Origin of the sequence: Stenotrophomonas nitritireducens, from assembly GCF_001431425.1 — a bacterium.
GTDB lineage: Bacteria > Pseudomonadota > Gammaproteobacteria > Xanthomonadales > Xanthomonadaceae > Stenotrophomonas > Stenotrophomonas nitritireducens.
The window spans coordinates 100,457-124,656 of sequence record NZ_LDJG01000017.1 but is presented as its reverse complement, the minus strand read 5'-3'; the positions used below and the strand labels follow the sequence as shown (position 1 = coordinate 124,656).

At 65.1% G+C, this 24,200-nt stretch carries 31 protein-coding genes; 22 read left to right on the top strand and 9 right to left on the bottom strand.

The features are described from left to right. Positions 1-7: 7 nt before the first annotated feature. Both ABB22_RS11940 and ABB22_RS11935 read right to left on the bottom strand, forming a co-directional pair. Positions 8-583, bottom strand: coding sequence for a PIN domain-containing protein (locus ABB22_RS11940; RefSeq protein ID WP_003109777.1), 576 nt, complete (start codon positions 581-583; stop codon positions 8-10). Continuing rightward, positions 580-1,050, bottom strand: a complete 471-nt coding sequence (locus ABB22_RS11935; RefSeq protein WP_003050245.1) for a helix-turn-helix domain-containing protein — start codon at positions 1,048-1,050, stop codon at positions 580-582. Before ABB22_RS11935 ends, ABB22_RS11940 begins: the two co-directional genes overlap by 4 nt. A gap of 203 nt (positions 1,051-1,253) precedes the next feature. On the opposite strand from ABB22_RS11935, the gene ABB22_RS11930 reads away from it, so the two are divergent. The 16 genes from ABB22_RS11930 (at position 1,254) to ABB22_RS11855 (ending at position 15,290) form a co-directional block, all read left to right on the top strand. Next, positions 1,254-1,637, top strand: coding sequence for an integrative conjugative element protein, RAQPRD family (locus ABB22_RS11930; RefSeq protein ID WP_003120001.1), 384 nt, complete (start codon positions 1,254-1,256; stop codon positions 1,635-1,637). Then, complete coding sequence (locus ABB22_RS11925) at positions 1,634-1,867, top strand: TIGR03758 family integrating conjugative element protein (RefSeq protein ID WP_003090170.1); 234 nt, start codon at positions 1,634-1,636, stop codon at positions 1,865-1,867. Before ABB22_RS11930 ends, ABB22_RS11925 begins: the two co-directional genes overlap by 4 nt. Before the next feature lie 16 nt (positions 1,868-1,883). Next, on the top strand, positions 1,884-2,243 hold the full coding sequence (locus ABB22_RS11920; RefSeq protein ID WP_003090173.1) for a TIGR03745 family integrating conjugative element membrane protein: 360 nt from the start codon (positions 1,884-1,886) through the stop codon (positions 2,241-2,243). Positions 2,244-2,254: 11 nt separating this feature from the next. Beyond that, positions 2,255-2,653, top strand: coding sequence for a TIGR03750 family conjugal transfer protein (locus ABB22_RS11915; RefSeq protein WP_003050133.1), 399 nt, complete (start codon positions 2,255-2,257; stop codon positions 2,651-2,653). Further along, a complete protein-coding gene (locus tag ABB22_RS11910) occupies positions 2,650-3,342 on the top strand; it encodes a PFL_4703 family integrating conjugative element protein (protein WP_003090182.1) in 693 nt (230 codons plus the stop codon). Before ABB22_RS11915 ends, ABB22_RS11910 begins: the two co-directional genes overlap by 4 nt. Continuing rightward, positions 3,339-4,250 (top strand): TIGR03749 family integrating conjugative element protein, encoded by a 912-nt coding sequence (locus tag ABB22_RS11905; RefSeq protein ID WP_057505254.1) that lies wholly within the window; start codon positions 3,339-3,341, stop codon positions 4,248-4,250. Before ABB22_RS11910 ends, ABB22_RS11905 begins: the two co-directional genes overlap by 4 nt. Continuing rightward, a complete protein-coding gene (locus tag ABB22_RS11900; RefSeq protein WP_020924934.1) occupies positions 4,240-5,658 on the top strand; it encodes a TIGR03752 family integrating conjugative element protein in 1,419 nt (472 codons plus the stop codon). The genes ABB22_RS11905 and ABB22_RS11900 overlap by 11 nt, the downstream gene beginning before the upstream one ends. Then, positions 5,639-6,088: a TIGR03751 family conjugal transfer lipoprotein gene (locus ABB22_RS11895; protein ID WP_023087296.1), complete on the top strand. Its 450-nt coding sequence runs from the start codon at positions 5,639-5,641 to the stop codon at positions 6,086-6,088. The genes ABB22_RS11900 and ABB22_RS11895 overlap by 20 nt, the downstream gene beginning before the upstream one ends. Further along, positions 6,088-8,979 (top strand): conjugative transfer ATPase, encoded by a 2,892-nt coding sequence (locus ABB22_RS11890; RefSeq protein WP_057505253.1) that lies wholly within the window; start codon positions 6,088-6,090, stop codon positions 8,977-8,979. The genes ABB22_RS11895 and ABB22_RS11890 overlap by 1 nt, the downstream gene beginning before the upstream one ends. A gap of 24 nt (positions 8,980-9,003) precedes the next feature. Beyond that, entirely contained in the window at positions 9,004-9,771 is a 768-nt protein-coding gene (locus tag ABB22_RS11885) for a DsbA family protein (protein WP_010791732.1), read from the top strand. Positions 9,772-9,946: 175 nt separating this feature from the next. Further along, entirely contained in the window at positions 9,947-10,441 is a 495-nt protein-coding gene (radC, locus tag ABB22_RS11880; protein ID WP_003119996.1) for a RadC family protein, read from the top strand. Positions 10,442-10,604: 163 nt separating this feature from the next. Then, the gene (locus tag ABB22_RS11875; RefSeq protein WP_010791733.1) at positions 10,605-11,051 is read left to right on the top strand and encodes a TIGR03757 family integrating conjugative element protein; all 447 of its coding nucleotides are present in this window, start codon (positions 10,605-10,607) and stop codon (positions 11,049-11,051) included. Beyond that, positions 11,048-11,995 carry a TIGR03756 family integrating conjugative element protein gene (locus tag ABB22_RS11870; protein ID WP_003119995.1) on the top strand — a complete coding sequence of 316 codons (948 nt, stop codon included), beginning with the start codon at positions 11,048-11,050 and terminating at the stop codon, positions 11,993-11,995. Before ABB22_RS11875 ends, ABB22_RS11870 begins: the two co-directional genes overlap by 4 nt. Positions 11,996-12,004: 9 nt before the next feature. Beyond that, positions 12,005-13,399 (top strand): integrating conjugative element protein, encoded by a 1,395-nt coding sequence (locus ABB22_RS11865; RefSeq protein ID WP_003124515.1) that lies wholly within the window; start codon positions 12,005-12,007, stop codon positions 13,397-13,399. After that, positions 13,396-13,752: a hypothetical protein gene (locus tag ABB22_RS11860; protein WP_010791734.1), complete on the top strand. Its 357-nt coding sequence runs from the start codon at positions 13,396-13,398 to the stop codon at positions 13,750-13,752. The genes ABB22_RS11865 and ABB22_RS11860 overlap by 4 nt, the downstream gene beginning before the upstream one ends. A gap of 14 nt (positions 13,753-13,766) precedes the next feature. Continuing rightward, a complete protein-coding gene (locus tag ABB22_RS11855) occupies positions 13,767-15,290 on the top strand; it encodes a conjugal transfer protein TraG N-terminal domain-containing protein (RefSeq protein ID WP_003119993.1) in 1,524 nt (507 codons plus the stop codon). 6 nt (positions 15,291-15,296) lie between these two features. Here the strand turns inward: ABB22_RS11855 and ABB22_RS11850 are convergent, their stop codons facing one another. From ABB22_RS11850 to ABB22_RS11840, 3 genes are all read right to left on the bottom strand, one after another. Further along, positions 15,297-15,656: a DUF3742 family protein gene (locus tag ABB22_RS11850; RefSeq protein ID WP_003121527.1), complete on the bottom strand. Its 360-nt coding sequence runs from the start codon at positions 15,654-15,656 to the stop codon at positions 15,297-15,299. An 80-nt stretch (positions 15,657-15,736) separates the two neighbouring features. Beyond that, positions 15,737-16,369, bottom strand: coding sequence for an RES family NAD+ phosphorylase (locus tag ABB22_RS11845; RefSeq protein ID WP_003121528.1), 633 nt, complete (start codon positions 16,367-16,369; stop codon positions 15,737-15,739). 12 nt (positions 16,370-16,381) lie between these two features. Beyond that, positions 16,382-17,008 (bottom strand): hypothetical protein, encoded by a 627-nt coding sequence (locus ABB22_RS11840; protein WP_003124463.1) that lies wholly within the window; start codon positions 17,006-17,008, stop codon positions 16,382-16,384. Positions 17,009-17,321: 313 nt separating this feature from the next. Here ABB22_RS11840 and mobH point away from each other — a divergent pair, with 313 nt between their 5' ends. Further along, positions 17,322-19,136 (top strand): MobH family relaxase, encoded by a 1,815-nt coding sequence (gene mobH, locus ABB22_RS11835; protein WP_010791736.1) that lies wholly within the window; start codon positions 17,322-17,324, stop codon positions 19,134-19,136. Positions 19,137-19,259: 123 nt separating this feature from the next. Here mobH and ABB22_RS11830 read toward each other — a convergent pair whose 3' ends face one another. From ABB22_RS11830 to ABB22_RS11825, 3 genes are read right to left on the bottom strand one after another with little or no spacing between them, the layout of a single operon-like run. Next, positions 19,260-20,234, bottom strand: a complete 975-nt coding sequence (locus ABB22_RS11830; protein ID WP_057505252.1) for an IS5 family transposase — start codon at positions 20,232-20,234, stop codon at positions 19,260-19,262. Positions 20,235-20,257: 23 nt separating this feature from the next. Continuing rightward, the gene (locus ABB22_RS17865; protein ID WP_244481344.1) at positions 20,258-20,521 is read right to left on the bottom strand and encodes a MerR family DNA-binding transcriptional regulator; all 264 of its coding nucleotides are present in this window, start codon (positions 20,519-20,521) and stop codon (positions 20,258-20,260) included. Positions 20,522-20,573: 52 nt separating this feature from the next. Beyond that, complete coding sequence (locus ABB22_RS11825) at positions 20,574-21,038, bottom strand: Rossmann-fold NAD(P)-binding domain-containing protein (protein ID WP_010791737.1); 465 nt, start codon at positions 21,036-21,038, stop codon at positions 20,574-20,576. A gap of 47 nt (positions 21,039-21,085) precedes the next feature. On the opposite strand from ABB22_RS11825, the gene soxR reads away from it, so the two are divergent. Next, positions 21,086-21,511: a redox-sensitive transcriptional activator SoxR gene (gene soxR / locus ABB22_RS11820; RefSeq protein ID WP_006226036.1), complete on the top strand. Its 426-nt coding sequence runs from the start codon at positions 21,086-21,088 to the stop codon at positions 21,509-21,511. 234 nt (positions 21,512-21,745) lie between these two features. Here the strand turns inward: soxR and ABB22_RS11815 are convergent, their stop codons facing one another. Then, positions 21,746-22,168, bottom strand: a complete 423-nt coding sequence (locus ABB22_RS11815) for a MerR family transcriptional regulator (protein ID WP_003090234.1) — start codon at positions 22,166-22,168, stop codon at positions 21,746-21,748. Between the two features lie 143 nt (positions 22,169-22,311). Between ABB22_RS11815 and ABB22_RS18425 the strand changes: the two genes are divergently transcribed. The 4 genes from ABB22_RS18425 (at position 22,312) to ABB22_RS11795 (ending at position 24,200) form a co-directional block, all read left to right on the top strand. Next, positions 22,312-22,746 carry a hypothetical protein gene (locus tag ABB22_RS18425; RefSeq protein ID WP_161809365.1) on the top strand — a complete coding sequence of 145 codons (435 nt, stop codon included), beginning with the start codon at positions 22,312-22,314 and terminating at the stop codon, positions 22,744-22,746. Between the two features lie 154 nt (positions 22,747-22,900). Further along, the gene (locus ABB22_RS11805) at positions 22,901-23,302 is read left to right on the top strand and encodes a hypothetical protein (RefSeq protein ID WP_003090236.1); all 402 of its coding nucleotides are present in this window, start codon (positions 22,901-22,903) and stop codon (positions 23,300-23,302) included. A gap of 11 nt (positions 23,303-23,313) precedes the next feature. Next, on the top strand, positions 23,314-23,553 hold the full coding sequence (locus ABB22_RS11800; protein WP_003090237.1) for a DUF2933 domain-containing protein: 240 nt from the start codon (positions 23,314-23,316) through the stop codon (positions 23,551-23,553). Continuing rightward, positions 23,550-24,200 carry a methyltransferase family protein gene (locus ABB22_RS11795; protein ID WP_003090238.1) on the top strand — a complete coding sequence of 217 codons (651 nt, stop codon included), beginning with the start codon at positions 23,550-23,552 and terminating at the stop codon, positions 24,198-24,200. Before ABB22_RS11800 ends, ABB22_RS11795 begins: the two co-directional genes overlap by 4 nt.

The window sequence follows — 24,200 nt, the reverse complement described above, 5'->3', positions numbered from 1 at the left end:
CGGCGGGTCAGAGAATGGTGCGATAGGTCGCCAGCACCTTGGTCGTTTGCACAAGGCCCTGGCGCAGCAGGATTTCGAGATAGCGGTCCACCTCGATCGGCGGATGCTTGAGTTGGGCACGCTGGCGCTGCGCAGCCGACACCACGGCGGCCGCGTCCAGATCCAGTAGGTTGTCCACAAACTCATCGGGGTGCTGCGATTCGATGCCGTACGGAGCCAGCAGATCGTTCGGGAAATCCCGTTCGTTGAACGTCACAATCACGCTCGCACCGCAGCGAATCGCCGCAGCCAGGACGTGCCGGTCGTCCGGATCGGGCAATGTCAGGCCTGCCACGAGCGCTTCGTAGCCCTCCACCAAGCCGTCCGGAATTGCCCGGTCCATGAGATCCGACGTCCTGTCGACCTGAACCCGGGTGAGATCGGGGCGGTTGATCAACAGGTTGCGTTTCCACTCCTCATGAATGGCTTGGCTCCACCGCGCCCGGAAGCGGCCAGACAGGCCGAGCCACATCAGGAAATCCCGCAGTGGCGCGGGATATAGAACGCACGCGTCGTAGACGGCGGTGAATGGGGAATGCCTCATTCGTATCCCATTCCCAACTCTTGCGACTGCTGAGCGAGTTCGGCCATCGCCTGCTCACTGGCGCGCTCGCGCGCTTCCTTGTACTGCATCAGATCGGCGAACCTCACCCTGCGGTGCTTGCCGGTGCGATGAAATGCCAACACCCCATCTTCGAGCAGCTTGACGAAATGGGGACGGGACACGTTGAGCAAGTCCGCCGCCTCTTGGGTCGTCAGCTCTGCATGGACGGGCACCACCTTTACTGCATTGCCATCGGCCAACTCGGCCAGGATGTCGACCAGCAGGCGTAAAGCCGAGGTAGGCAGTTCCACCTGATGAGCCTGTTTGTGGTCATCAAAGATCTGGATGTGCTGCGTCTCGAACTGGGTTGCGAGGTAAGCCGCCAAGGCACGTTGACCCTGGACGGCTGCCTTCACCTCTCCCGCGGCGGGAAGGGTCATCTTGGATTGGGCAGTGGCGGTGGTCATGGGTAGCTCCTAAGCGAAAACGGTTGCAGAGCCGATCATATTCGAAATACTCGAAAAACGCAATAATCGAAACGCGACCCGGGCTTTTGTAGGTTCGCTCGCAGCATGCCCAATCCGGTCGTCCGCCAGTTCCTATTGTTTGCGGCCTGAAACAGCCCTGATCTCCACGATCAACCCATTGCTGATCACACAGGAATGGCGCGATGGTGGCTTCGATCTGGCTGCGCGCCGCGCATCGCGGCGTGCCCACTTTTTTCGTGACGGCCCTCGTGCTGGGCCAGTCCCCGATGGCATTGGCCGAGTCCCCGGCGCAGCGCCAGGAGTTGGTCGCCGCGCTGCGCCAGCTCGACGCGCTGGAACGCACCGTCGCGGACAGCGCCGCGCATGCCCCCATCCAGCCGGGCGAGCGCTACCACTTCGATTACCCACGGCTGCTGGCTGACCTGGCGCGCGTGCGCGCCGGCATCCAGTTCCACCTGACGCCATCACGCGCTCAGCCGCGCGACCCCTCCGAACTGGCCGGCGACTACCGCACCGAGCGGGCCGCTTCGCCATCGCCGAAGACGACTGCGGAGGGCGAGCAATGAACGGCGCCCAGGTCTCGGCATTTCAAGCCAACAGCGGTATCGCGCCTTCCGCGATGGCGACCGTCCTGGTCGGCGTCGTGCTCGCGGTCCTGCTCGTGTGGGGCGTCTGGGCCATCCGAACGGCCTACGTGGGGTGGTCCGAGAGCCGCCTCAACCAGCGCCAGTTCCTCGGCGTCTGCATTCGCTTCGTCGCGATGTACCTCGTCCTGAGTTTCTTCCTTCTGTCCTGACCTGAAAGGCCCGACCATGCACAACCGCAACCTCACTTCCCGTTTTGCCCAGCGCGCCGCCGTGGCCCTGGGCGCCGCCGCGCTGCCCGCGCTGTCGTTCGCGCAAGGTCTGCCGCAATTGGAGAACCCCACGCGCGGCACCGGCAACGGCATCATGGAGACCATCCGCAACTACGGCTACGACATCATCATGCTCGTGGCCCTGCTGGTGGTGGCGTCGATGTTCATCGGCGTCTGCTACCACGCCTACGGGACCTACGCGGAGATCCACACCGGCCGCAAGACGTGGGGCCAGTTCGGCCTCACGGTCGCCATCGGCGCCGTGCTGCTCGTGATCGGCATCTGGCTGCTCACCGAAGCCACCGGCATCCTGTAAGCGAGGCCGGTATGTCCGAGCAGCAGCACGTCCGTGCGGACGGAACGGTCACCTTCCTTCCGCACCGGCTCAACCGCCATCCCGTTGTGGTGCGCGGCCTCACCGCTGACGAACTCTGGATTTGCTGCGGCCTGTCCGGCGCCGCCGGCCTGCTGGTCGGCGCGCCGCTGTCCTGGGTGTTCCGCACGATCGCGCTGGCGCCGACGTTCGTCGTCCTGGGCGTGGCGCTCGGCGTCTTCATCGGCGGCGGCATCCTGCGCCGCCTCAAGCGTGGGCGTCCCGACACCTGGCTGTATCGGCAACTGCAATGGCGCATCGCCACGCGCCATCCGCTGATGGCAGGCTGGGTCGGTGGCCATGTGCTGATCTCGCGCTCGGGCTTCTGGTCCACCCGCAGGAGCATGCGATGAGCCGCTTCAAAAACGAGATTACCCATCTGCAGGCGCACATCAAGACCTTGCGCCTGGGCGCGGGCGCGCTGGTCGTCGTCGCCCTGGTCATGGGCGGCGGCTGGTGGAGCGCGCCGCGCGACCTGACCATCCACGTCCCGCCCGACCTGCGCTCCGGCAGTACCCGCAAGTGGTGGGAAGTGCCGCCCGAATCGGTCTATGCGTTCACGTTCTACGTGTTCCAGACCCTCAACCGCTGGCCAACCAATGGCGAAGAAGACTACTCGCGCAACCTCCACACGCTCTCGCCGTACCTCACCCCGTCCTGCCAGGCCTTCCTGCGGGCGGACTATGACTACCGCCGCTCCACGGGCGAGCTGCGTCAGCGCGTGCGCGGCATCTACGAGATTCCCGGCCGCGGCTATGGCGACGACCCCACGGCGCGCGTGCGCACCGTGTCCGATCGCGACTGGGTGGTGACGCTGGACATCACGGCGGACGAGTACTACGGCGCCGAGCAGGTCAAGCGCGCCCTGGTGCGCTATCCGATCAAGGTCACGCGGGTGGACGTCGATCCCGCCCGCAACCCGTTCGGCCTGGCGCTGGACTGCTACGACGGCGCGCCCCAGCGCATCAGTGCACCGGAGCCGACGCGCCCGGCGCCGAGTGGCCTGTCTCCGCAAGCGCCTCAAGGAGGAAACACCCCATGAAGCATCCTGTACTCGCGCTGCTGGGGCTACTGGCCGTGGCCGCGGCACCCGTCGCCCAGGCGGTGGAGATCCTGCGTTGGGAACGCATGCCACTGGCAGTGCCGCTGAAGGTCGGTCAGGAACGCATCGTATTCATCGACCGGAACGTGCGCGTGGGCGTGCCCGCAGGCGTGGGCGAGCGCCTGCGCGTGCAGAGTGCGAGCGGCGCGGTGTACCTGCGTGCCAGCGAGCCGATCGAGCCCACGCGGTTGCAACTGCAGGACGCCGACACGGGCGCGCTGATCCTGCTGGACATCGTAGCCGAACCGCCCAAGGACGGGGAAGCCGAGCTGGAGCCGGTGCGCATCGTCGAGGGTGACAGCGCACCGGGACGCTATGGCGAGCAGGCCGACAGTGCCGAGGCCCCGGCACGCGCCCAGGGCCAGGCAGGTGCGCGGACCGCGCGGCGCGAAACTCCGGTCCCTGTCGTGCTGACGCGCTTCGCCGCGCAGAACCTCTACGCACCGCTGCGCACCGTCGAGCCGCTTCCGGGCGTCATGCGGGTCAACCTTCCCCGCGACCTCGACCTGGACACACTGATGCCAACGCTGCCGGTGCGCGCGGCCGTGCTCGCGTCGTGGCGCCTGGAAGACCAATGGGTGACTGCCGTGCGCCTCACCAACACCGGCGCCGACTGGGTCGCGCTCGACCCGCGCGTGCTGCAAGGCGATTTCCTCACCGCCACCTTCCAGCACGAGGCGCTGGGCCCGCGCGGCACGACCGAGGACACGACCGTGCTGTACCTGGTCACGCGCGGCCGCGGCCTCGCGCAGTCGCTGCTGCCGGCGATTCACCGCTTCGACCCTGCCGTGCATCTGCCGCAGCCGGACGGCGACGAGAACGCCAAGGAGGCCCGCCATGCGCAGTAACGGCCTGCTCAAGTGGCTGATGATCCCTGTCGCCATCCTGGTGCTGTTCGCCGGTATCCGGCTGTTCTCGGGTGGAGGCGGCACGGCGCCACCCGTGGCGGACAACGGCGCCCAGCTCACGCCCGAGGAAATGAAGGCGCTGGGCATCGAAGGCGACACCCCGCGCGACACCGTGGCGACGCTCGTTGCCCAAGTGAAGCAGTTGCGCACCGAGCTTCAGACCGCGCTCTCGGACAACAAGTCGCAGCGTGAAGAGAACCAGCGGCTGCGCCAGCGCGAGAACTCCATCGACCAGCGCATCAACTCGGCGCTCGAATCCGAGCGGTCCAACCTGCGCCGCGACCAAGAGCAGGCGGCCAGCGCGCGCCAGCAGACCGAAGGGCTGCTCGCCGACCTGCAGCGGCGCCTGGACAGCATCGGCGGGCGCGGCGGCGGCCATGCGGACCTGCCCGTGGGCCTGGGGCTGCAGGGCGGCGACGAGGCCGGCATGGAGGGCGGCGTGCGGTGGGTCGAGCCGGACGACGCAAAGCCCGCCGAGGGGCGCAACGGGGGGCGTGGCGCGAGCGGCGGCATGAGCTTCCCCACGAGCTTCGGCCCGGCGCAGAGCACGCTCGAAACCACCGCTGAAACCGTGGCCAACGCGGGCGCCCGCGCCGCCGGGGTCAAGAATGCCAAGCCGGTCTATACCGTGCCGACCAACTCGACGCTAATGGGATCGGTGGCGATGACGGCCCTGATCGGCCGCGTGCCGATCGACGGCACGGTCAACGATCCCTATCCGTTCAAAGTTCTGGTCGGGCCGGACAACCTGACCGCCAATGGCATCGACATTCCCGACGTGGCCGGCGCCGTGTTCAGCGGCACCGCCTCGGGCGACTGGACGCTCTCGTGCGTGCGAGGTCAGGTGCGCAGCATCACGTTCGTCTTCAACGACGGCACGATTCGCACGATCCCCGAAGACCGCGAGGGCAACCAGCAGAACAACCAACAGCGCGACGGCTTGGGCTGGATCAGCGATCCCCACGGCATTCCTTGCGTCAGCGGCGAGCGGCGCAGCAACGCCCAGCAATACCTCGGCTCGCAGGCCCTGATCACCGCGGCCGGTGCCGGTGTGGCCTCGCTCATCGAGAGTGGCAGCGGCCGCATGTCCTATGTCGGCTCGGACGGCTCCATCGGCACCGTGGGCATCACCGGCCAAGAAGCGGTCGGCCAGATTCTCGCGGGCGGTGTCCGGGACATGTCGGCCTGGGTCAACAAGCTCTACGGCCAAGCCTTCGCCGCCGTCTATGTCCAACCCGGCGCCAAGGTTGCCGTCCACCTCGAAAAGCCGCTCGCCATCGACTTCGATCCCGAAGGCCGCAAGGTCGATCACCGCGCAGGAGAAAGCCATGCCCTTGAACTTGACTAACCTGGCCCGTGGCCTAGCACTGGCCCTCGCCGTCGCGGTGCTCGCCGGCTGCGCCACCAGCAAGGAAAAGCTGTTGACCCACGGTGACCGCACGATGATGGACATCTGGCAGCAGGAGGCCGGCGACGGCGGTGGCGCAGCCGGACGGAATGCCGGTCGCCAACTGCTCGATGCGCGCCAGAGCCTGCGTCGGCCGCTGACCGACGCCGACATGCAGGCCGCGCCTGCCGAGCAGATGCGCTATACGCGCACCGCCCGCAACGAGGTTCATCGCCAGTTCCAGCGCCTGCCCAATCCCGATCTCGTGATGTACGTGTACCCGCACCTGGCCGGCACCGATCCCGTGCCGGTGCCGGGCTACACGACCGTCTTCCCGCTGTACCAGCGCATTCAGTACGCGATGCCGGGCGAGCGCGTGGAGGACTACTGATGCGGTGGAAACTTCCCTGGTCGAAGCTGACGGGCGCCAGCATCAGCGGCCCGGCTGGCGATGAGCAGCCGGACGGCTGGCAGCGCCACGTTGATGCCCTGCAGCAGGTCGGCATCCCCGAACCCGGCGCCCCGGTGCAGGGCCGCAGGCCGGCGACCGTGGCCGAGGAGCAGGCGCTGTACGACGTCGCCCCGTCCTTCGTGGAACTGCTGCCCTGGGTGGAGTTCTTGCCCGAGTCTAAGGCGATGCTGTTGGAGGACGGTCAATCCGTGGCCGCCTTCTTCGAGCTGGTGCCGCTGGGCACCGAGGGCCGGGAGCCTGGCTGGCTCGCGCATGCCCGCGACGCCTTGGAAAACGCGCTTCAGGACAGTTTCGATGAACTGGACGAGAACCCGTGGGTGCTCCAGCTCTATGCACAGGACGAACCGAGCTTCGACCAGTACATGCAGACCTTGCGCGATTACGTGCAGTCACGTGCGCGCGGTTCGGCGTTCACCGAGTTCTACCTGCGCTTCTTCGGCCACCACCTGCGCGCTGTGGCCAAGCCCGGCGGCCTGTTCGAGGACACGGTGGTCACGCGGCTGCGCTGGCGCGGCCAGACGCGGCGCGTGCGCATGGTGGTGTACCGCCGCGCGAGCGGTCAGCGACAGGCAAACCGCCGCGGCCAGACACCCGAGCAGATGCTGGGCATCGTTTGCGATCGCCTGTGCGGCGGGCTGGCGAATGCCGGCATCCAGGCCCGGCGCATGGTTGCAGCGGACGTTCACGACTGGCTGCTGCGGTGGTTCAACCCGCGCCCCACGCTGCTCGGGCCTGGGGTGGAGGACCGGGAGCGCTTCTACGCGTTGGCGCGCTATCCGGACAGTACCGAGGAAAGCGAGGCCGGCGAGATCGAGCTGGCGAGCGGGCGGGATTTCAGCCAGCGGCTGTTCTTTGGGCAGCCGCGCTCGGACGTGGCGCAAGGGGCCTGGTACTTCGACGGCATGCCGCACCGCGTGCTGATCACCGACCGGCTGCGCATGCCGCCCGGCACCGGGCACCTGACCGGCGAGACCCGCAAGGGGGACGCGATCAACACGCTGTTCGACCAGATGCCCGAGGACACCTTGATGTGTCTCACCATGGTGGCCACGCCGCAGGACGTCCTCGAATCGGACCTCAACCATCTGGCGAAGAAAGCTGTGGGCGAGACGCTGGCGTCGGAGCAGACGCTCAAGGACGTGCATGAAGCCCGCTCCCTGATCGGCAGCGCGCACAAGCTCTACCGGGGCACTCTGGCGTTCTACCTACGCGGGCGCGACGAGGCGGAACTGGATCGGCGCGGCCTGGACCTCGCGAACGTGATGCTCAACGCCGGCCTGCAGCCGGTGCGCGAGGACGACGAGGTGGCGCCGCTCAACAGCTACCTGCGCTGGCTGCCGTGCTGCTACAACCCCGGCAAGGACCGGCGCCGGTGGTACACGCAACTGATGTTCGCCCAGCACGCGGCGAACCTGTCGCCGGTGTGGGGCCGCGCCCAGGGCACGGGGCACCCCGGCATCACGATGTTCAATCGCGGAGGCGGCCCGATTACGTTCGACCCCTTGAACAGGTTGGATCGGCAGATGAATGCCCATCTGTTTCTGTTTGGCCCTACGGGCTCGGGCAAGTCCGCCACGCTCAACAACCTGCTGAACCAGGTGACGGCCATCTACCGGCCGCGGCTTTTCATCGTGGAAGCCGGCAACAGCTTCGGCCTGTTCAGCGACTTCGCGCGGCGCCTGGGCCTGACCGTGAACCGGGTCAAGCTGGCCCCCGGATCGGGCATCAGCCTGGCGCCGTTCGCCGACGCACGCCGGCTGATCGAAACGCCCAGCGACGTGCAGACGCTCGATGCCGATGCCCTGGACGAAGACCTGCCACCGGATGCCTCGGCCATGGAGGCGGATGAGCAGCGCGACGTGCTCGGCGAACTGGAGATCACGGCACGGCTGATGATCACGGGCGGCGAAGACAAGGAAGAAGCGCGGATGACGCGGGCCGACCGCTCGCTGATCCGCCAGTGCATCCTCGACGCCGCCGAACATTGCGTGGCGGAGAAGCGCACCGTGCTCACGCGCGATGTGCGCAATGCACTGCGCACCCGTGGCCAGGACCCGACGTTGCCCGAGATGCGCCGTGCGCGGCTGCTGGAGATGGCGGACGCGATGGACATGTTCTGCCAAGGCACGGACGGCGAGATGTTCGACCGCGACGGCACGCCGTGGCCCGAGGCCGACATCACGCTGGTCGATCTGGCGACCTATGCCCGCGAGGGCTACAACGCGCAGCTCTCCATCGCCTACATCAGCCTGATCAGCACGGTGAACAACATCGCCGAGCGCGACCAGTACCTGGGACGGCCGATCGTCAACGTGACCGACGAAGGTCACATCATCACCAAGAACCCGCTGCTCGCGCCCTATGTCGTGAAAATTACAAAAATGTGGCGCAAGTTGGGCGCCTGGTTCTGGCTGGCGACGCAGAACATCGACGACCTGCCACGTGCAGCGGAGCCGATGCTCAACATGATCGAGTGGTGGGTGTGCCTGTCGATGCCGCCGGACGAGGTGGAGAAGATCGCGCGCTTCCGCGAACTCTCGCCGGCGCAGAAGGCGCTGATGCTCTCCGCACGCAAGGAAGCGGGCAAGTTCACCGAGGGCGTCATCCTCTCCAAGAGCATGGAAGTGCTGTTCCGCGCCGTGCCGCCAAGTCTCTACCTCGCGCTCGCGCAAACCGAGCCCGAGGAGAAGGCAGAACGCTACCAGCTCATGCAGCAGCACGGCGTCAGCGAGCTGGATGCCGCCTTCAAGGTGGCTGAGAAGATCGACCGGGCACGTGGCATCGAGTCGCCGACCCTGGACCTGCCCTGAATCTGCCGTACACCGGAGAACGCCTTGGAACAGAAACGTCCTTCCATTCCGATGCAGGTGCAGGCGTTCCGCCGTCGGCACTGGCGGCCCAGCTGGCCTTGGACAGTGGCCGCAGCGCTGGTTGCACTGCTGCTGATCTGGCTCGTGTCCCGTTGGCCCGGGCAGTCCACGCCTCAGACTTCAGCGCCAGTCAGCGAGACGCAGGTGGCTGGGCCTCCGTGGCAGATGGGCAATCCGGAAGGACGCTTCACGCTGACGCTCTACGCGGACCTCGAATGCCCGTTCTGCCGGTCCTATTTCCCAGTGCTCAAGCGTTGGGTGGCCGGCAATGCGGACGTGGCCTTGCAATGGCATCACCTCCCGTTGGCAGCGCATGAGCCGGCCGCGTCCGCGGAAGCGCGCCTGGCGGAATGCGCGGGCCAAGCCAGCGGTCATGCCGCCTTCTGGCAGGCCGTCGAGTGGGTATATGCCCACACGCGCAGCGACGGTCAGGGCTTGCCCGAGGACCTGCGCTACCCCGACCTTACGCCACCCATCGAGCAGTGCATCGCGAGCGAGCGGCCCGACGCGGCGATTCGCGCCCAAACTGCGGAAGCCACGAGCAGCGGCGTGACCGCCACGCCGTCGCTGCGGCTGCACGATCGCGAAACCGGCAAGGCGATCCTGCTGCAGGGTCCGATCGAGGGCGATGCCTTGCTGTCGGCCATGGACATGCTCGCGGCCGGCGATCCCGCCGCCACACCTACTACATCGGAAATGCCTGCCGACGTCGTCGGCGACATGCCCAGGTAGCCCCGGTCTTCAAGGCTACGGCGCAGTCCACTGCGCTGACCGAAACCCGTTCGCCTCGCATCCTGGCCGCGAACGATCACCGCTGCCGCGGTGATGGATGCACCTTGTTCGTTCCCCAGGAGGGCTTGCCCTCCCAGGGCGCGCGCCCTCCGATCTCACCGTCTGGAGGTTCGCCATGTCTTTCGTCGTCAATGACTCCTGCCTGGAGTCGCTTTCCGCCATCGCTGCCCAACACGAGGACTGGATCATCCAGCAAGCCATCGTGCTGCTGGAGAGACGGATTTTCAAAGCTGGGCCGTGCCTCAGCCGACCGGCCGCTGTGCGGGACTACCTGCGTCTGAAACTGGTCGCCGAGCCCAATGAGATATTCGCCGCTGTGTTCCTGGACAGCATGCACCAGGTGCTGGCCTACGAGCCGTTGTTCAGGGGCACGATCAACTCGACTTCGGTCTATCCGCGTGTCGTCGTACAGCGTGTGCTGGAGTTGAATGCCGCCGCGGTGGTCTTCGCCCACCAGCACCCCTCGGGTATCACCGAGCCGTCAAGCGCGGATCGCATGCTGACCCAGCAACTGCAAGCCGCACTCGCGCTCATCGATGTGCGGGTACTGGATCACATCATCATCGGCCAGGGTGCCCCGTTCTCCTTTGCGGAGTCCGGCCTGCTGTAAAGGTTGCACTGCTTCGTTGATCAGCGCGGAGGCTTCGGCCTCCGCTTTTTCTTCGTGGCGACACAAGCAGCTATGCGGGGTGGCCGCGATGCGCATTGTTTGTTGGGCCCGCATGGGGTTCGGCGTTTGACTATGGCCCTGATCAACTTCCGGGGCGCATGACATGCCAGCAGCTTTTATCCGGTTCGCACCAAGCTGGCGAACCCTTGGCCTGGCCGTAGCGCTGCCGGTGTCTCTGGCGGTGTTCAGCCCGGCCACCTTCGCCGCCGACGTGGTGGTCGTCACCGACAGCCGCCACCCGGTCAAGACCATGGGTGGCGAGCGACTGATCGAGTTGGACGAAACGCCCCGGATGGAGGCCGAGCTTTCCGCGAATCTTCCAGCCGACCCTGAGCGGGCAGCAGCCATCGTCCGGCAAGGCCTGAACCAGGGAGGCGCCGACCTTCAGCGCCGCATCGCGATGGCCTACCAAGGCGTGACCGACGCATGGAGTTTGGGTGTCACGACCATCCCGGCCGTGGTGGTGGACCAGCGCTATGTGGTCTATGGCGAGCCGGACGTCGCCCGCGCCATCGCGCGCATCGAGCAGCACCGGAGGGCGCAGCCATGACGCGCCCATTCGATCTGCTGCGCCGCCTGCGCGTGCCCGTGGCCTCGCTGCTGCTGGCCACCGCCACAGGCAGCTACGCCTTGAACACCGCCACGATCGTCTCGTCCGTCATGTCGCCGGACTGCCTGGAGTACCGGGTGGTGGGCATCTGCTACTGGCTGTACTGCACCTATGGCGGCTGCTCGGTGCGCACGTCGGTCAAGGTCAGGCACTACGTGCCCGATGCGGTCGTCTCCAGCTACAGCAACACCGGCGAGAACCCCTGGGTCGAGGTGCAGGCGATGAGCACGCCCAATCCCTCCGCACAGGCCGGCGGCGATGGGACCACTAACGAAGACCACGAAAACAACCTCGCCAAATTCAAGAACAGCGATGTCATCGGCCATCCTGGCGGGGAGGTGTTCAACCAGTTCGCGTCGTCGTCGGGCTATTTCTGCCAGGGCGCGGGCACGGCCTTCATGCCGTATCTGCTCAGCACCCTGGACACGCTGGCCTGGCGCTACAACGTGCCTGAAATGGCCTACCCGGAGGCGTTGATTCCGGGCATGCGCGAGGTCGGTGCGCGCACCACGATGAATCTCTGGGGAAACGTCTATCCGCGCGGCGGCTTCCTGCACCAGACCGACGACCACAAATCCGGGGCAGTGGTGGCCCAGCGCGCGGGCGATGTCGTCACGCGCCGCGGGCAGATCCACGTGTACCAGCCGCTGCTTGCCAACGCCCGCGACGGCTACTGGCCGGCCGGCGCGCTGATGGAGGGTGATGCCTCTACGGGCAAGTGGCAGGAGCTGACGCCGCGCCTGTCCAACACCTGCGTGGTGTTCCCGCACAGCGGCACGCTGACCCAGGCCCAGCAAGGCGACTACGCCTGGGCGCTGTGGCGTCCCTATGCGTGCTGCGAACGCCGCGGGCAGGTGTTCCTGGGCAGCGTCGATTTCCTCTGAGGTGCCACGATGAAGCGTCCTGAACCGATCAACCTTTCCGCCAAGGCGTGCCGCCTGCTGCGCCCGACGGCGCTGGCCGGCACGCTCGCTCTGGTCTGCGGCCTGGCGTGGGCGCAGGTCGGATACCAGAACAGCGGCCCCGTCCTCGGCGATGACGTCATGTACTCGATCGGCGGTGGCAGTGCGGTGTCCATGGGCCGCGCGGCCGGCATGCGCTCCATCGGGGTCGGCGTGGGGTGGAACAGCAACCTGATCTGCGGCGATATGAGCATCCAGACCACGCTGCGCAATCAGCTCAACGGCATCACGAACGGCTTTCAGCAGATCATGAGCAACGTGATCCAGAGCGCGACCAGCGCGGTTGCATCGCTGCCGGCGCTGATCATTCAGCGCGCCGATCCGGGCCTGTACAACCTGCTGACCAACGGCGTGCTGCAGGCGCGGCTGGACTTCGACCGCTCCAAGCTGACGTGCCGCGCCATGGCGGAGAAGATGGCCGAGACGGCGGGTGGCCAGCTTGGCTGGAGCCAAATGGCCGAAGGCATGGCCTTGCGTGACGCGGTTGGCAGCAACGATGCCGTGTCGGCTGTCGAGCAGGCCGAGACGCGCCGCGGCAACGACGGCGTTCCCTGGGTGGGCGGCAGCAATGCCGGTGGTGCGGGCCAGTCCGCCATCCGGGTGGTCGGCGACGTCACCCGCGCGGGCTACAACCTGGTCAACGGTCGCGGCGTGACGGACACCTCCTCCATCGCGTCCACCAGTTGCGCGAGCCTGTCCTGCCAGACCTGGACGTCGCCGCAGCAGGCGACCGAATGGGCCACGCGGGTCCTCGGAGAGCAGGTGCAGCGCACGTGCGACTCCTGCACCAAGACCGAGACGGTGCCCGGCGTCGGGCTGACGCCGCTGATCCAGGAAGAGTACGAGGCGAAGCTGGAGGTCCTTCAGGAGCTGGTTTCCGGCACGCGCAATACCACCTTTGAGAACCTGCGCGAGGCTGGCAGCACGTCGCTGCCGATCACGCGCGGCGTGATCGAGGCGCTGCGCGATGAGCCCGACCAGGACCTGCTGGCGCGGCGCCTCGCGTCCGAGGTGGCGCTGTCGTCGGTGCTGGAGAAGGCGCTGCTGCTCCAGCGCACGCTGCTCACCGGCAAGAAAGAGCCCAACGTGGCAGCCAACGAGTTGGCGGTCGAGGCCGTGAACCACGAGAGCGACACGCTCGACCGGGAGATCCGCAACCTCAAGACCGAACTTGAACTGCGGCGCGAGCTGGCGAACAACTCGCCGATGGCGATCATCCAGCGCCATGGCACGCGCGCGGCAGGCTCGCGCGGCATCTATGAGGGCGATCCGGTGCCCGACCGCCTCGACCAGTTGCAGAAGGGCAATCCAGGAGCCAGGCCATGAGCGCGGCGCGCATGACTTGGCGCCCCTTGCGCTGGCTGTTCAGCCGGCGTGCGGCGAAGGCGCTGCTGTGGACGGTGCTGATCGTTGCCGACGCGGTCGCGGCCAACATCGCCGGCATCTACTTGGTCGGCAGCGTGGCCGGCTGGGAGCGGTGGCTCGCCGCCGCGGGTTACTTCTTCGTGTGGCGGCTGTGTCTATACGGGGCGACGGTGTACGGGTGGATCTGGATGCGCCGCCGGCTGCTGGTACGTGAGGACGACGCCCAGGCGCGGCGCCGCCTGGTGCGCACCGAGATCGCGGGCGTCGTCGCCATCGTGGCGCTGGAAGCCAGCCTGCTGATGCAGGCGGGTTGAGGGGAGATGGCGCCATGACGCTGTTCACGACCGACTACCTGGAGTACTACCTGACGCTGGTGTCCTGGATCGTCAACAACGGCATCTGGGCCGTGCTGGTGTCCAGCGGCGTCTTCGCGCTGCCTTTCGTGGCGATCATCGTGCAGGAGTGGTTGAAGGCCCGTGCAGAAGGCGCCGACGAGGGCAATAAAGGCGTGCTGAGCGCCGCCCGCATCGAGAACCGGGTCTTCGTCGCCATCGTGGTGGTGATGTTCGCGGGCATCCCGTTCATCGACGTGGACCTCAACACCATCCAGTACGACAGCTCACGCTCGGCCCAGTGCCAGGTCAGTGTGCCGCAGCCCTCGAATACCGGCTGGTCGCAATCTTTCAGCACCATCAACAACCAGTCGGCGAAGGTGCCGGTGTGGTGGGCGTTCATGCACACGCTCTCGCGCGCCGTCACCGGCGCTTCGGTGGCGGCAATCCCGTGCGGCACGGACCTGCGGCAGATGCGCATGGAGATCGACGCGACTCGCATTGACGACCCAGTGTTGGCTCAGGAAGTAGCGGATTTCTCGCGGGATTGCTATGGGGCTGCGCGGGCGAAATTGTTCATGCAGCGGCCTCAACTCGATGAGCAGCAGATGCACGACGTGACCTGGATCGGCTCACGCTTCTTCACGGACACGAACGGCTACTACGACACATACCGTTCCAGCACCCCGCGCGAGGACTGGCCCTATGACAGCACCCGCGACGCAGGGCTTGCGCAGGTGGCCAGCGGTGGCGGCTACCCTACCTGCCGCCAGTGGTGGAGCGATGGGAGCAATGGCTTGCGGGCACGCTTGCTGGGTCAGGTGGACCCGAGCCTGCTCAATCGCCTGGCGGGCTGGGCTGGCTTCCTGAGCCGGGCCGAGGTGGACGATTCGGTGATCCGCACGATCGCGTCACCGCGGCAGCAGAAGTTGAACCAAGGCAGCGTCTATACGGACTACGGTGGCCAGATCGACAAGACCTTGCCAAACATCGTGACGCGGGCCACGGGCGATGTTGGGATGGCAGTCGGCGCGATTGCTGCATTTCCAGCCATGGACGTCGCGAGGCAGGCCCTGCCCATGGTGCTTGCATTGCTAAAAATGGCGCTGGTCATCTGCATTCCGCTCGTGTTGGTCGTGGGCACCTATGACCTGAAGACGGTCGTCACGGTCAGCGTCGTGCAGTTTGCGCTGTTTTTCACGGACTTCTGGTTTCAGCTTGCGCGCTGGATCGATTCAACGATCCTGGATGCGCTTTATGGCTGGGGCTTCGGCTGGAACCGGCCGCATACCAACTTCGACCCGCTGGTGGGCCTGAACAACGCTTTCGGCGACATGCTCCTGATGTTCGTCACGGGCACGATGTTCATCGTACTGCCCACGTTCTGGATCATGGCCCTGGCTTGGGCGGGCGTTCGCGCCGGCAACGTGCTCCAAGGCCTCGCTGGTGCCACCGGAGATGCCAAGGCTGCTGGCGGGAGGGGCGGAAGCATTGCGATCAATGCAGTTTCGAAGAAGTGATGACTGCTAGTCGTCCTCGACATGAGGATCAATGCGAAAACCGTCATAGGTGTATAGGCCGAATCCTGCTGGTCCGTTTCGCCACTCTGGCTCGGGCAACCCTTCGCCCAAGTCGGCGTTACGGGCCATCCAGGCAACGACCATGACGCACACCAGCAGCAGGGCCAGCCAGAAGGTGGTGTACACCAGAATCCCGAGCGCAACAAGCTTGACCACCCGCACGAGCGCGGTGGCAATGGCCGCCGGCACCCCCTTGGACACCAACCAGTTCGACGCCCGACGTTCGCCGCGCGCGTAGGCGCGCCATCCGCGGCCAAAGGTGCGGCCGAGGCGTTCTGCAGTGCTGATGCGGGTCGTGGTGTTCATGGTCGTCTCTTGCTACAGAGGCCTATTCCAGTTTGGTCCATTTCATTCTGTTTGGGGCTTCAATGTGCTCTCTTGCTGCTTCAGGACGCTTCGTCATCCGGTTCCACCGGGCCGGGGTCGGGTTCCACGCCGACGCGATACGTGGCAACGAAGCGCGGCCAGTCCACATGGTCCACCAGGTCGATGTCATCGACAACGCCAACCTTTGCTGCCGCACGCTCGAACAGGGCGATGCTCTTGGCGGGATAGTTGTTGCGCGACGGATAGAGCACCCCGTCGAACAGCGGCTGGCCGTCGTCTCCGAGCATCGCATGCACCTGCGCGGACACCTGCTGCGTGTGCGTGTAGTCGCGGCTGGCCAACTGTTCCAGGTTCAGGCCGAAGTAACCCGCCATGACACCCTCGGCCGTGAGATCGGCCAGCCGCACGTCGTCCAGGACGCCCACGGCGCGCAAGAGCCGGCTCTCGACTTCCTTCAGCGCGATCGAGCGCTTTTCATCCGCCAGCCACTGGTGCTTGTGAAACACCGACTCCATCAGCGCCGTGGGCAGGTCGCGGCCCAGGTAGAGCACGCCGTAGGTCCGCGCCGGGTCGTCGTAGCGATTGGTGCCGCTGCGGCCATAGTACAGCGGGCTGCCCCGATAGACGACGCGGCTCACATGCTGGAGCAGTTCACCCGCATCGATCAGGAACAAAGGCAGTTCGCGGCTCATGGCAGTCTTGCCTCAATGCACCTGGACGCCCAGCACGTTGAACACCGCTTCGGCCACGTCATCGATCGTGCCATGCGTCACCGTATCCACCGGCGAGCGTCCGCCCAAGCCTTCGAGCGGTTCGGACAGCGCGCGGTAGATCGTCCAGTGGTCGATGCCCTCGACCTCCTGAAGCACGGTTTGGGTCAACTGCTGCTTCACCGGGTCGAGCTGCCAGTCGGGCAGCTTCTGGCCGCGCGGCCCCACATTCAGCGCCAGCAGCCGGCGCGCGAGGATGTCCTTGTAGATCTGCTGGCGCGACTTGTCCGCCAGCTTGGCGTACTCGGGGATCGCCAGGTTGTGCGGCTGGTTGAAGGTTTCCAGCAGCGCAGCGCGGCCACGCTGGACGTCGGTTTCACTCGGCGCCCAGCGCGTCTCGGCGCGCAGCGCGCCCGCTTTGCGTGCCAGGGCCTCTTGCACCGTCTCCGCTTCCAGGCTGGCGGGCAGCTTCACCGCCTCCACACGCTCGTGGACGAACGCCTGCAACTCGGCCGCGAAAGCCGTGGCATCCCGGATTTCGACGGTATCCGCGAAGCGGCGCACATCCTCCACCGTGACGCGCGGCAGATGGTCGGCAATGAATTCAATGGCATTGGGCATGGTGATCTCCCAGGCAGGTTTGAGACAGGATTCACTCTAGTCTCCCTTGTCGCGTTTGTCAACTTTGTCGCCTTACGCACCTGCCTGGCGGAAGTGGCGTCCAGGCAGCATAGAGCCGCGACCGGCACCGGCTCGCTGTCCAATCCATTCCAGCGGGTTCCCCATTGACGCTGGAGCCGCACCCCATGCCCCGCTATACCGAAACGGTTAAAGGCCAAAGGGCCGAAACGGCAAGGGAATGGGGTGCAAGGGGAAAGGCCCTACCTCGAAAAGGCGAAAAGGCCTCCCGGCCGGCCCCCCAGAGGACACCCGCATGCTCTCCCTGTTCCAGCGAAAACGGCCCCCGGTCGCTGCCCCGTCGCCAGCGCCCGCCACCGACCTCCCGAAAGGGTTGCTGCGGCCCGAATCGGCCGCATCGCTGCTGGCAACACCGCGCCGGCAGAAGCTGCTGGAACACATCTGGCAGCGCACGTCGCTGTCGCGGCGGCAGTTCGCCACCCTATACCGCACGCCGCTGGAGCACTACGCCGAGTTGGTCCAACAATTCCCCGCATCGGAAAGCCATCACCACGCTTACCCCGGCGGCATGCTGGATCACGGGTTGGAGATCGTCGCCTATGCGCTCAAGCTGCGGCAGTCCCATCTGCTGCCCATTGGCGCCAGTCCCGAAGACCAGGCGGCGCAGTCTGAAGCCTGGACTGCCGCAGTCGCTTATGCCGCGCTGCTGCACGACATCGGCAAGATCGCCGTCGATCTGCACGTCGAACTGGCCGACGGCTCGCTGTGGCACCCCTGGCACGGCCCGCTGCACCAGCCATACCGCTTCCGCTACCGCGACGATCGAGAATATCGGCTCCACAGCGCTGCGACAGGTTTGCTCTACCGCCAACTCCTCGACCGTGATGCCCTGGACTGGCTCAGTGGCTATCCCGACCTGTGGGGACCGCTGCTCTACGTCCTGGCCGGCCAGTACGAGCACGCCGGCGTGCTGGGCGAACTTGTCGTACAGGCCGACCGCGCTTCCGTGGCCCAAGAGTTGGGAGGCGATCCCGCGCGCGCTATGGCCGCCCCCAAGCACGCGCTGCAACGCAAGCTGCTGGACGGGTTGCGCTACCTGCTCAAGGAAGAGTTGAAGCTGAACCAGCCCGAAGCCTCCGATGGCTGGCTCACCGAGGACGCCTTGTGGCTGGTGAGCAAGACGGTTTCGGACAAGCTACGTGCGCACCTGCTGTCAGAGGGCATCGATGGCATCCCTACGAACAACACTGCGGTGTTCAACGTGCTTCAGGACCACGGCATATTGCAGCCGACGTCGGACGGGAAGGCGGTCTGGCGCGCGACCGTGACCAGTGCGACCGGCTGGTCCCACTCATTTACCCTGCTGCGTCTAGCTCCCGCGCTGATCTGGGAAGCTGGCGAACGGCCAGCATCGTTTACCGGCACGGTGGCAATCGACGCTGCGGCAATCGAGAAGGATGCTGGCTCGGAGGCTGCCCCGCCTATGACTGCCGCGAAGCCTGTCTTGGAAGAACAGACGACGCCACCTTGGGAAGGCAGCAGCCCCGCTAACTTGGCTTCACCGCCCGCAGTTCAGCCCCTGCCTGACGTCATGGAAGACATGCTGGCGATGGTGGGCTCCGGACACCTCCTTGCGACGCGACAGGATGCAGAGCCCGTCCCGGCCTTCGCAACGAGTTCGCTGGTACTGCCTGTGCCAGCGTCTAAATCTTCGGCATCGACACAGCAGCCTTCGGGCGAGCACTTCATGGGCTGGCTTAGGCATGGCTTGCAGAGCCGAAAGCTGATTCTCAACGATGCCAAGGCACTGGTGCATACCGTGGACGACACGGTGTTCCTGGTAAGCCCTGGGGTGTTTCAGCGCTATGTCCAGGAGCATCCTCAAGTTCCAGCACTCGCCAAGCAGGATGCCGTTGTCGACTGGCAATGGGTCCAGAAGCGCTTCGAGAAGCTGCAGGTCCATCGCAAGCAGCCCAGCAGCTTAAACATCTGGACCTGCGAGGTCACCGGCCCGCGCAAGTCGCGCAAGCTGCATGGCTACTTACTCGATGACCCTGGCCAACTGTTCGATGAGCGGCCACCGAACAATCCCTACTTGAAACTGGCATAGGTGCTAGGGAAGGTCTGAACAACTCGAAACGCAGGCAGCGCACAGGCCGTTCGAGTCGAAATGGTCCATAGGACTTGCGATCGCGGTCGCGTCAAGGTGGGGGTTCGGCCGTGTTTGCGGCCTTCACGCCGCTTTCGGACGGACTTCTGGCATGAGCTGTCGTCGCGCCATCCAAAGGTTGGACAGCGCGAACAGCGTCAGCAAATGCGCGGTGTTCTTCTGCAGGCCACGAAAGCGCACCTTCATCAAGCCGAACTGGCGCTTGATCACGCGAAACGGGTGCTCTACCTTTGCGCGCACGCTGGCGTTGCGATGTTCGCTCTTCTGAAGCCGCGCCTTCGCACGACCCTCAGGCAACTTCGCGATGTCGCTCGGCCGGGCGGCGATATGCCACCTCAGATCGTCGCGCTGCACACGCGATTGCGCACCGCGGTAGCCGGAGTCGGCCCACACCTGTTCTTCCTTTCCGTGAAGCAGATCGGCGACCTGTTCGACGTCTGCTTCATTGGCCGCCGTCGTCGTCACGGTGTGTACCAGACCGCTATCAGCATCCACGCCGATGTGCGCCTTCATGCCAAAGTGCCACTGGTTGCCCTTCTTGGTCTGGTGCATCTCGGGGTCGCGTTCGCCTTCGGCATTCTTCGTGGAGCTGGGCGCAGCAATGATGGTTGCATCGACGATGCTGCCTCGCTTCAGAAGCAGGCCCTTGCGTGACAGGTGCGCGTTGACCTGCTTGAAGATGTCCTCGGCCAGGTCCGACTCTTCGAGCATGTGCCGGAAGTTCAGGATCGTCGTCTCGTCCGGGATCGGCTCGCTCAGGCTCAGGCCGGCAAAGTTGCGAAGCGATGCGATCTCGTACAGTGCTTCCTCCATCGCCGGGTCCGAAAGCGCGAACCAGTTCTGCATCAGGTGCACGCGCAGCATCGCGTCCAGCGGATACGGCCTGCGGCCACGGCCGGCCACCGGGTAGTGCGGCTCGAGGACCTTCAGCAGCGCCTTCCACGGCACCACCTGCTCCATCTCTTCGAGGAAGACCTCGCGCCGCGTCTTCTTGCGCTTGCCTGCGTACTCCGCGTCCGAGAAGCTGATCTGGCTCATCGCAGCGAACTCCTTTGCAACGTTCAACGCATCAGGGCGTGATCCGTGGACTTGTTCAGACCTTCCCTAGATACGGGCCCATAGAGGCACTGGTTGCCTGCCGTGCGCGTAGCATGGATCAACCTCTCTGCTTCATAGAAACGAACGTTGGACACGGTTACGCCGCCGAGGCTGGCGACGTCGCCAACAATTGGCACACGTTCCGTGGCAAAAGGCTTGGCGACCACCGTCGTCGGGGTGGCTGTTCGTACAGATCGTTGTTTCATCATCGTCTCGGCGTGGATCATGTACTGCAGCAAGCACGCCTGCAGCCTCTAGAGTCGAAGAAGTCGACTCGTCTCAAAGCCGGGGGGTGCTGGTGGACAACAGCAAATCGAGGCGGTGTTCGACCAGCACCGCCTCGATGCTGCGCGGCGGCTGACCGGTCATCTGCTCGATGACACCGTCGGAGAACGGCGCCAGCCCGCGTTTGGACACCTCTTCGATGATCAGCGCCTCTCGCACCGTGGATTTCGGAAAGCCCGAGACCTGCAGATGCAGCGCCAGGGCTTCCTCACTGACGGGCACCAGGTCGATGCTGGCTCCGAAGATGATATTGATGCTGTTCACCAGCGCCTCGGCGGTGAGAGCCTGCGGGCCGGTGATCGCCAGCTCTCCGGGCGGAACAGGGTCCGCCCGCAGTACCGCCGCAGCGGTGCGCGCCACGTCCTCGCCCGCCACGTAAGGCAGTCTGCCTTGCGGCGCTGAGCAAAACCATTTCCCGCACCGAAGCGCCAGGATGATCCGCGGAAACAATCGCTCCATAGGCCAACTCACCCGCAAGACTGACAAGGCTAGGTTGCGAGCCTCGCATGACGGTTGGAGAGGTGTCACAGCGCAGCGGCCTGCCCGTATCCACGATCCACTTCTACGAGTCCAAGGGCCTGATCCAGAGCGAACGCACGTCCGGAAATCAGCGGAGATACTCGCCCGCTATCTTGAGGTATCTGGCCATCGTCAAAGTCGCGCAGCGGGCCGGACTATCGCTGGACGAAGTGCTCGACGCTCTCGGGCAGTATCAGCCGGGCGTTCATCTGACTGCTGCGCATTGGCGCCGTGTGGCGTCTAGGTGGCGTGAAGACCTTGACGACCGCATTACGCAGTTGATGCGGCTGCGGGACGAACTCGGGGGATGTATCGGGTGCGGTTGTCTCTCTCTCAAAGAGTGCCCGTTGCGTAATCCGGGCGACATACTCGCAGGCCAGGGGCCCGGTGCGCGTATCCTTGAGCGAGAATAGGCGGGACTTGTGAGATTGACAGTCGACTGAGTGGATCGCGCCGGCAGGGTCGACGTAGGGCGATGTATCCGCTACGCCGACCGCCGCAGTTCACGTCGTCTAAGTCGGCCGTGAGATTGCGGAAAATTCATTCGGCATTTTTGTGCAGCGAACAGTCCGCACGACCATTACCAACGAAGTGTGACAGGCCTCGTTCGCTTTCCTTGGGTCTCGTCTGTTCCTCACAGCGCGCAATCATTCGGACGTATTCAAAGGCCCCATGAGCGCAGCAATGATAGGGCAAGGAAGCGCCTCTCCCGTGTCTTCGCACCTCTCCAGCATGTCTCTCAGAGCGCCTCGCATGCGCTGAAGGTCGCCAACCTTCTCATCGATCTGGTCAAGGCGCCGCCGTGTCACCGTCTGAATAGCCCGGCGATTCCGCCCATCCTCCAGATCCAAGAGCGACTTCACCTCGTCCAGCGAGAACCCAAGGCTCTGAGCGCGCTTGATGAAGCCGATCCGCTGGATCATCGAAGCGGGGTAGCGCCGGAAGCTGCCGGCGTTCTTCGGGATCGGCAACAGGCCGCGTCCCTGGTAGTAGCGGATTGTCTCCACGCCGACGCCAGCGACCTTCGCCAGCCTGCCAACCGTCATCCAATCACCCAAACCTTCGTTCATCGAGCGATCCACTGTCTATTCACGAGCAACACAGAATAACGCAGTACCGCGTAGTTGACCCTTGCCTCCATTTGATCCAAATCAATTTCCCGCAGCTCAGTTGGGAATAGAATCACAGGTGTCAATGGGTCAATAGGCCGCACATGCGCACACTTCTCAACCACCGCAGGATTCGCGCCATCGTGTGGATGGTGCTCGGGGTATGGCTGTTTGCGCTCGGGGCCGGGGTGGCCAATGCCTGCCTTCTGGAGTCTCCGCAGCAACATCGGCATGCTGTCGGGTATGAGCATGTCCCATCGTCCGGGCATGGAAATCATGAAGGCCTCCATGGTGAGCACGAAGAAGGTTCCCACGACCCGTCGAAGGCCCCGTGCCTGAAGCTCTGCGGCGACGTCAACCAGTCCGCCATTCAGAAAGCACCAACCTTCGCGTTCGACCTCGTCGGTTTGGCGCCTCCCGCCTATGGAGACCAGCTGCTGGCTCCGACGTTGGCTCTGCGAGCCATCCCATCGAGGGGTCACCAGCGACCACCTCCCAAGCGGCCGTCGTGGCTGCTGTTCGAGCGTCTCGCGCTGTAGCGCCTCCTTTGAGTTGCCGTGTCGGTCACACCCGGCGCACAACTCATAAGCCTTGACTCTGTACCCGACTACGGAGTTTTCATAGGGCTTTGTCCGCTTGCGGCGACATCGGTTTCGCCCCAATGGCAGGCACCCGCGGCTAAAGGAGAGAGAAATGAAATTCACGCATTCGATCGCGGCCATCGTTGGCGCCGCACTGGTCACCTTGTCTGCGTTCGCGCAGGACAACCATCAGGCCCATCACCCCGCAGGTGCGAGTCCGACCGCGGCCGAGACGCCAAGGGCGCCGACCACCGAGGGCATGGATGCGCAACTGAAGTCGATGCAGGCCATGCACGAACGGATGGTGGCTGCGAAGACGCCTGCGCAGCGCAAGGCGCTCATGGCCGAACACATGCAGGCCATGCGGGCTGGCATGGCGATGATGGGCGCAATGAAGGATGGAGCCGAGTCGGCGCCGACAGCTGAGCGGCAGCAAATGCTCGAAATGCGCATGGACATGTGCCAGTCCATGATGCAGATGATGATGGACCGGATGCCTGAGCCGGCGAAGTGAGGAGGACGACCATGACAACTTCTCACCGCACCGGTCCAAGGTTTTCGCGCTCGCGATGGTTCCTGGGCTTTCTGGTCTTCCTGGCCGTGAGCATCTACATGCTGCTGACGGAACACCGCGGGCACTACCTGGCCGCGCTGCCACTGGTCCTCCTGGCGACTTGCGTCATCGCTCATGTGCTGATGCATCGCCATGCCGTACCAGGCGACGGTAGCAAGGCGAATCCACCGTACCCGGGAGAGCGCAAATGAACCACGATGCGCCCGCTTATGGGCTTTGGCTGCTCGTCCTCGTGAACTCGGCGGTCTTCATCATGTTCGCCTTCAGCTTCTTCAAACCGCAGACCTCGCGCGACTGGAGAACCTTCGGGACATTCGCAGCGTTCATTGTTGCCTTGTTCGTCGAGATGTACGGCTTTCCGCTGACGCTGTACGTGCTGTCCGGCTGGCTTCAGACCAAGTATCCCAGTCTGGACTTGCTGTCGCACAACAGCGGCCATCTCTGGTCGACCCTGCTGGGCGAGAGCGGCGACCCTCACTTCAGCCCGCTTCATATCGCGAGCTACATCTTCATCGGGGGCGGCTTCTGGCTTCTGTCGAGCGCCTGGACGGTGCTCTACCACGCGCAACGGCACGCCCAACTTGCCGTGAGCGGCCCATACGCCAGGATTCGGCACCCGCAGTATGTGGCCTTCGTGGCGATCCTTTTCGGCTTTCTGCTGCAGTGGCCGACGCTGTTGACGCTGCTGATGTTCCCCTTCCTCGTCGTGATGTACTCGAGGCTGGCTGTCAACGAGGAGAAGGACATGCGCAAGCAGTTCGGCGCCGAGTTCGACGCCTATGCCGCGCGCACGCCGCGCTTCCTTCCCTCCCTCTCGGACACGCGCCAGCGAGGCTGA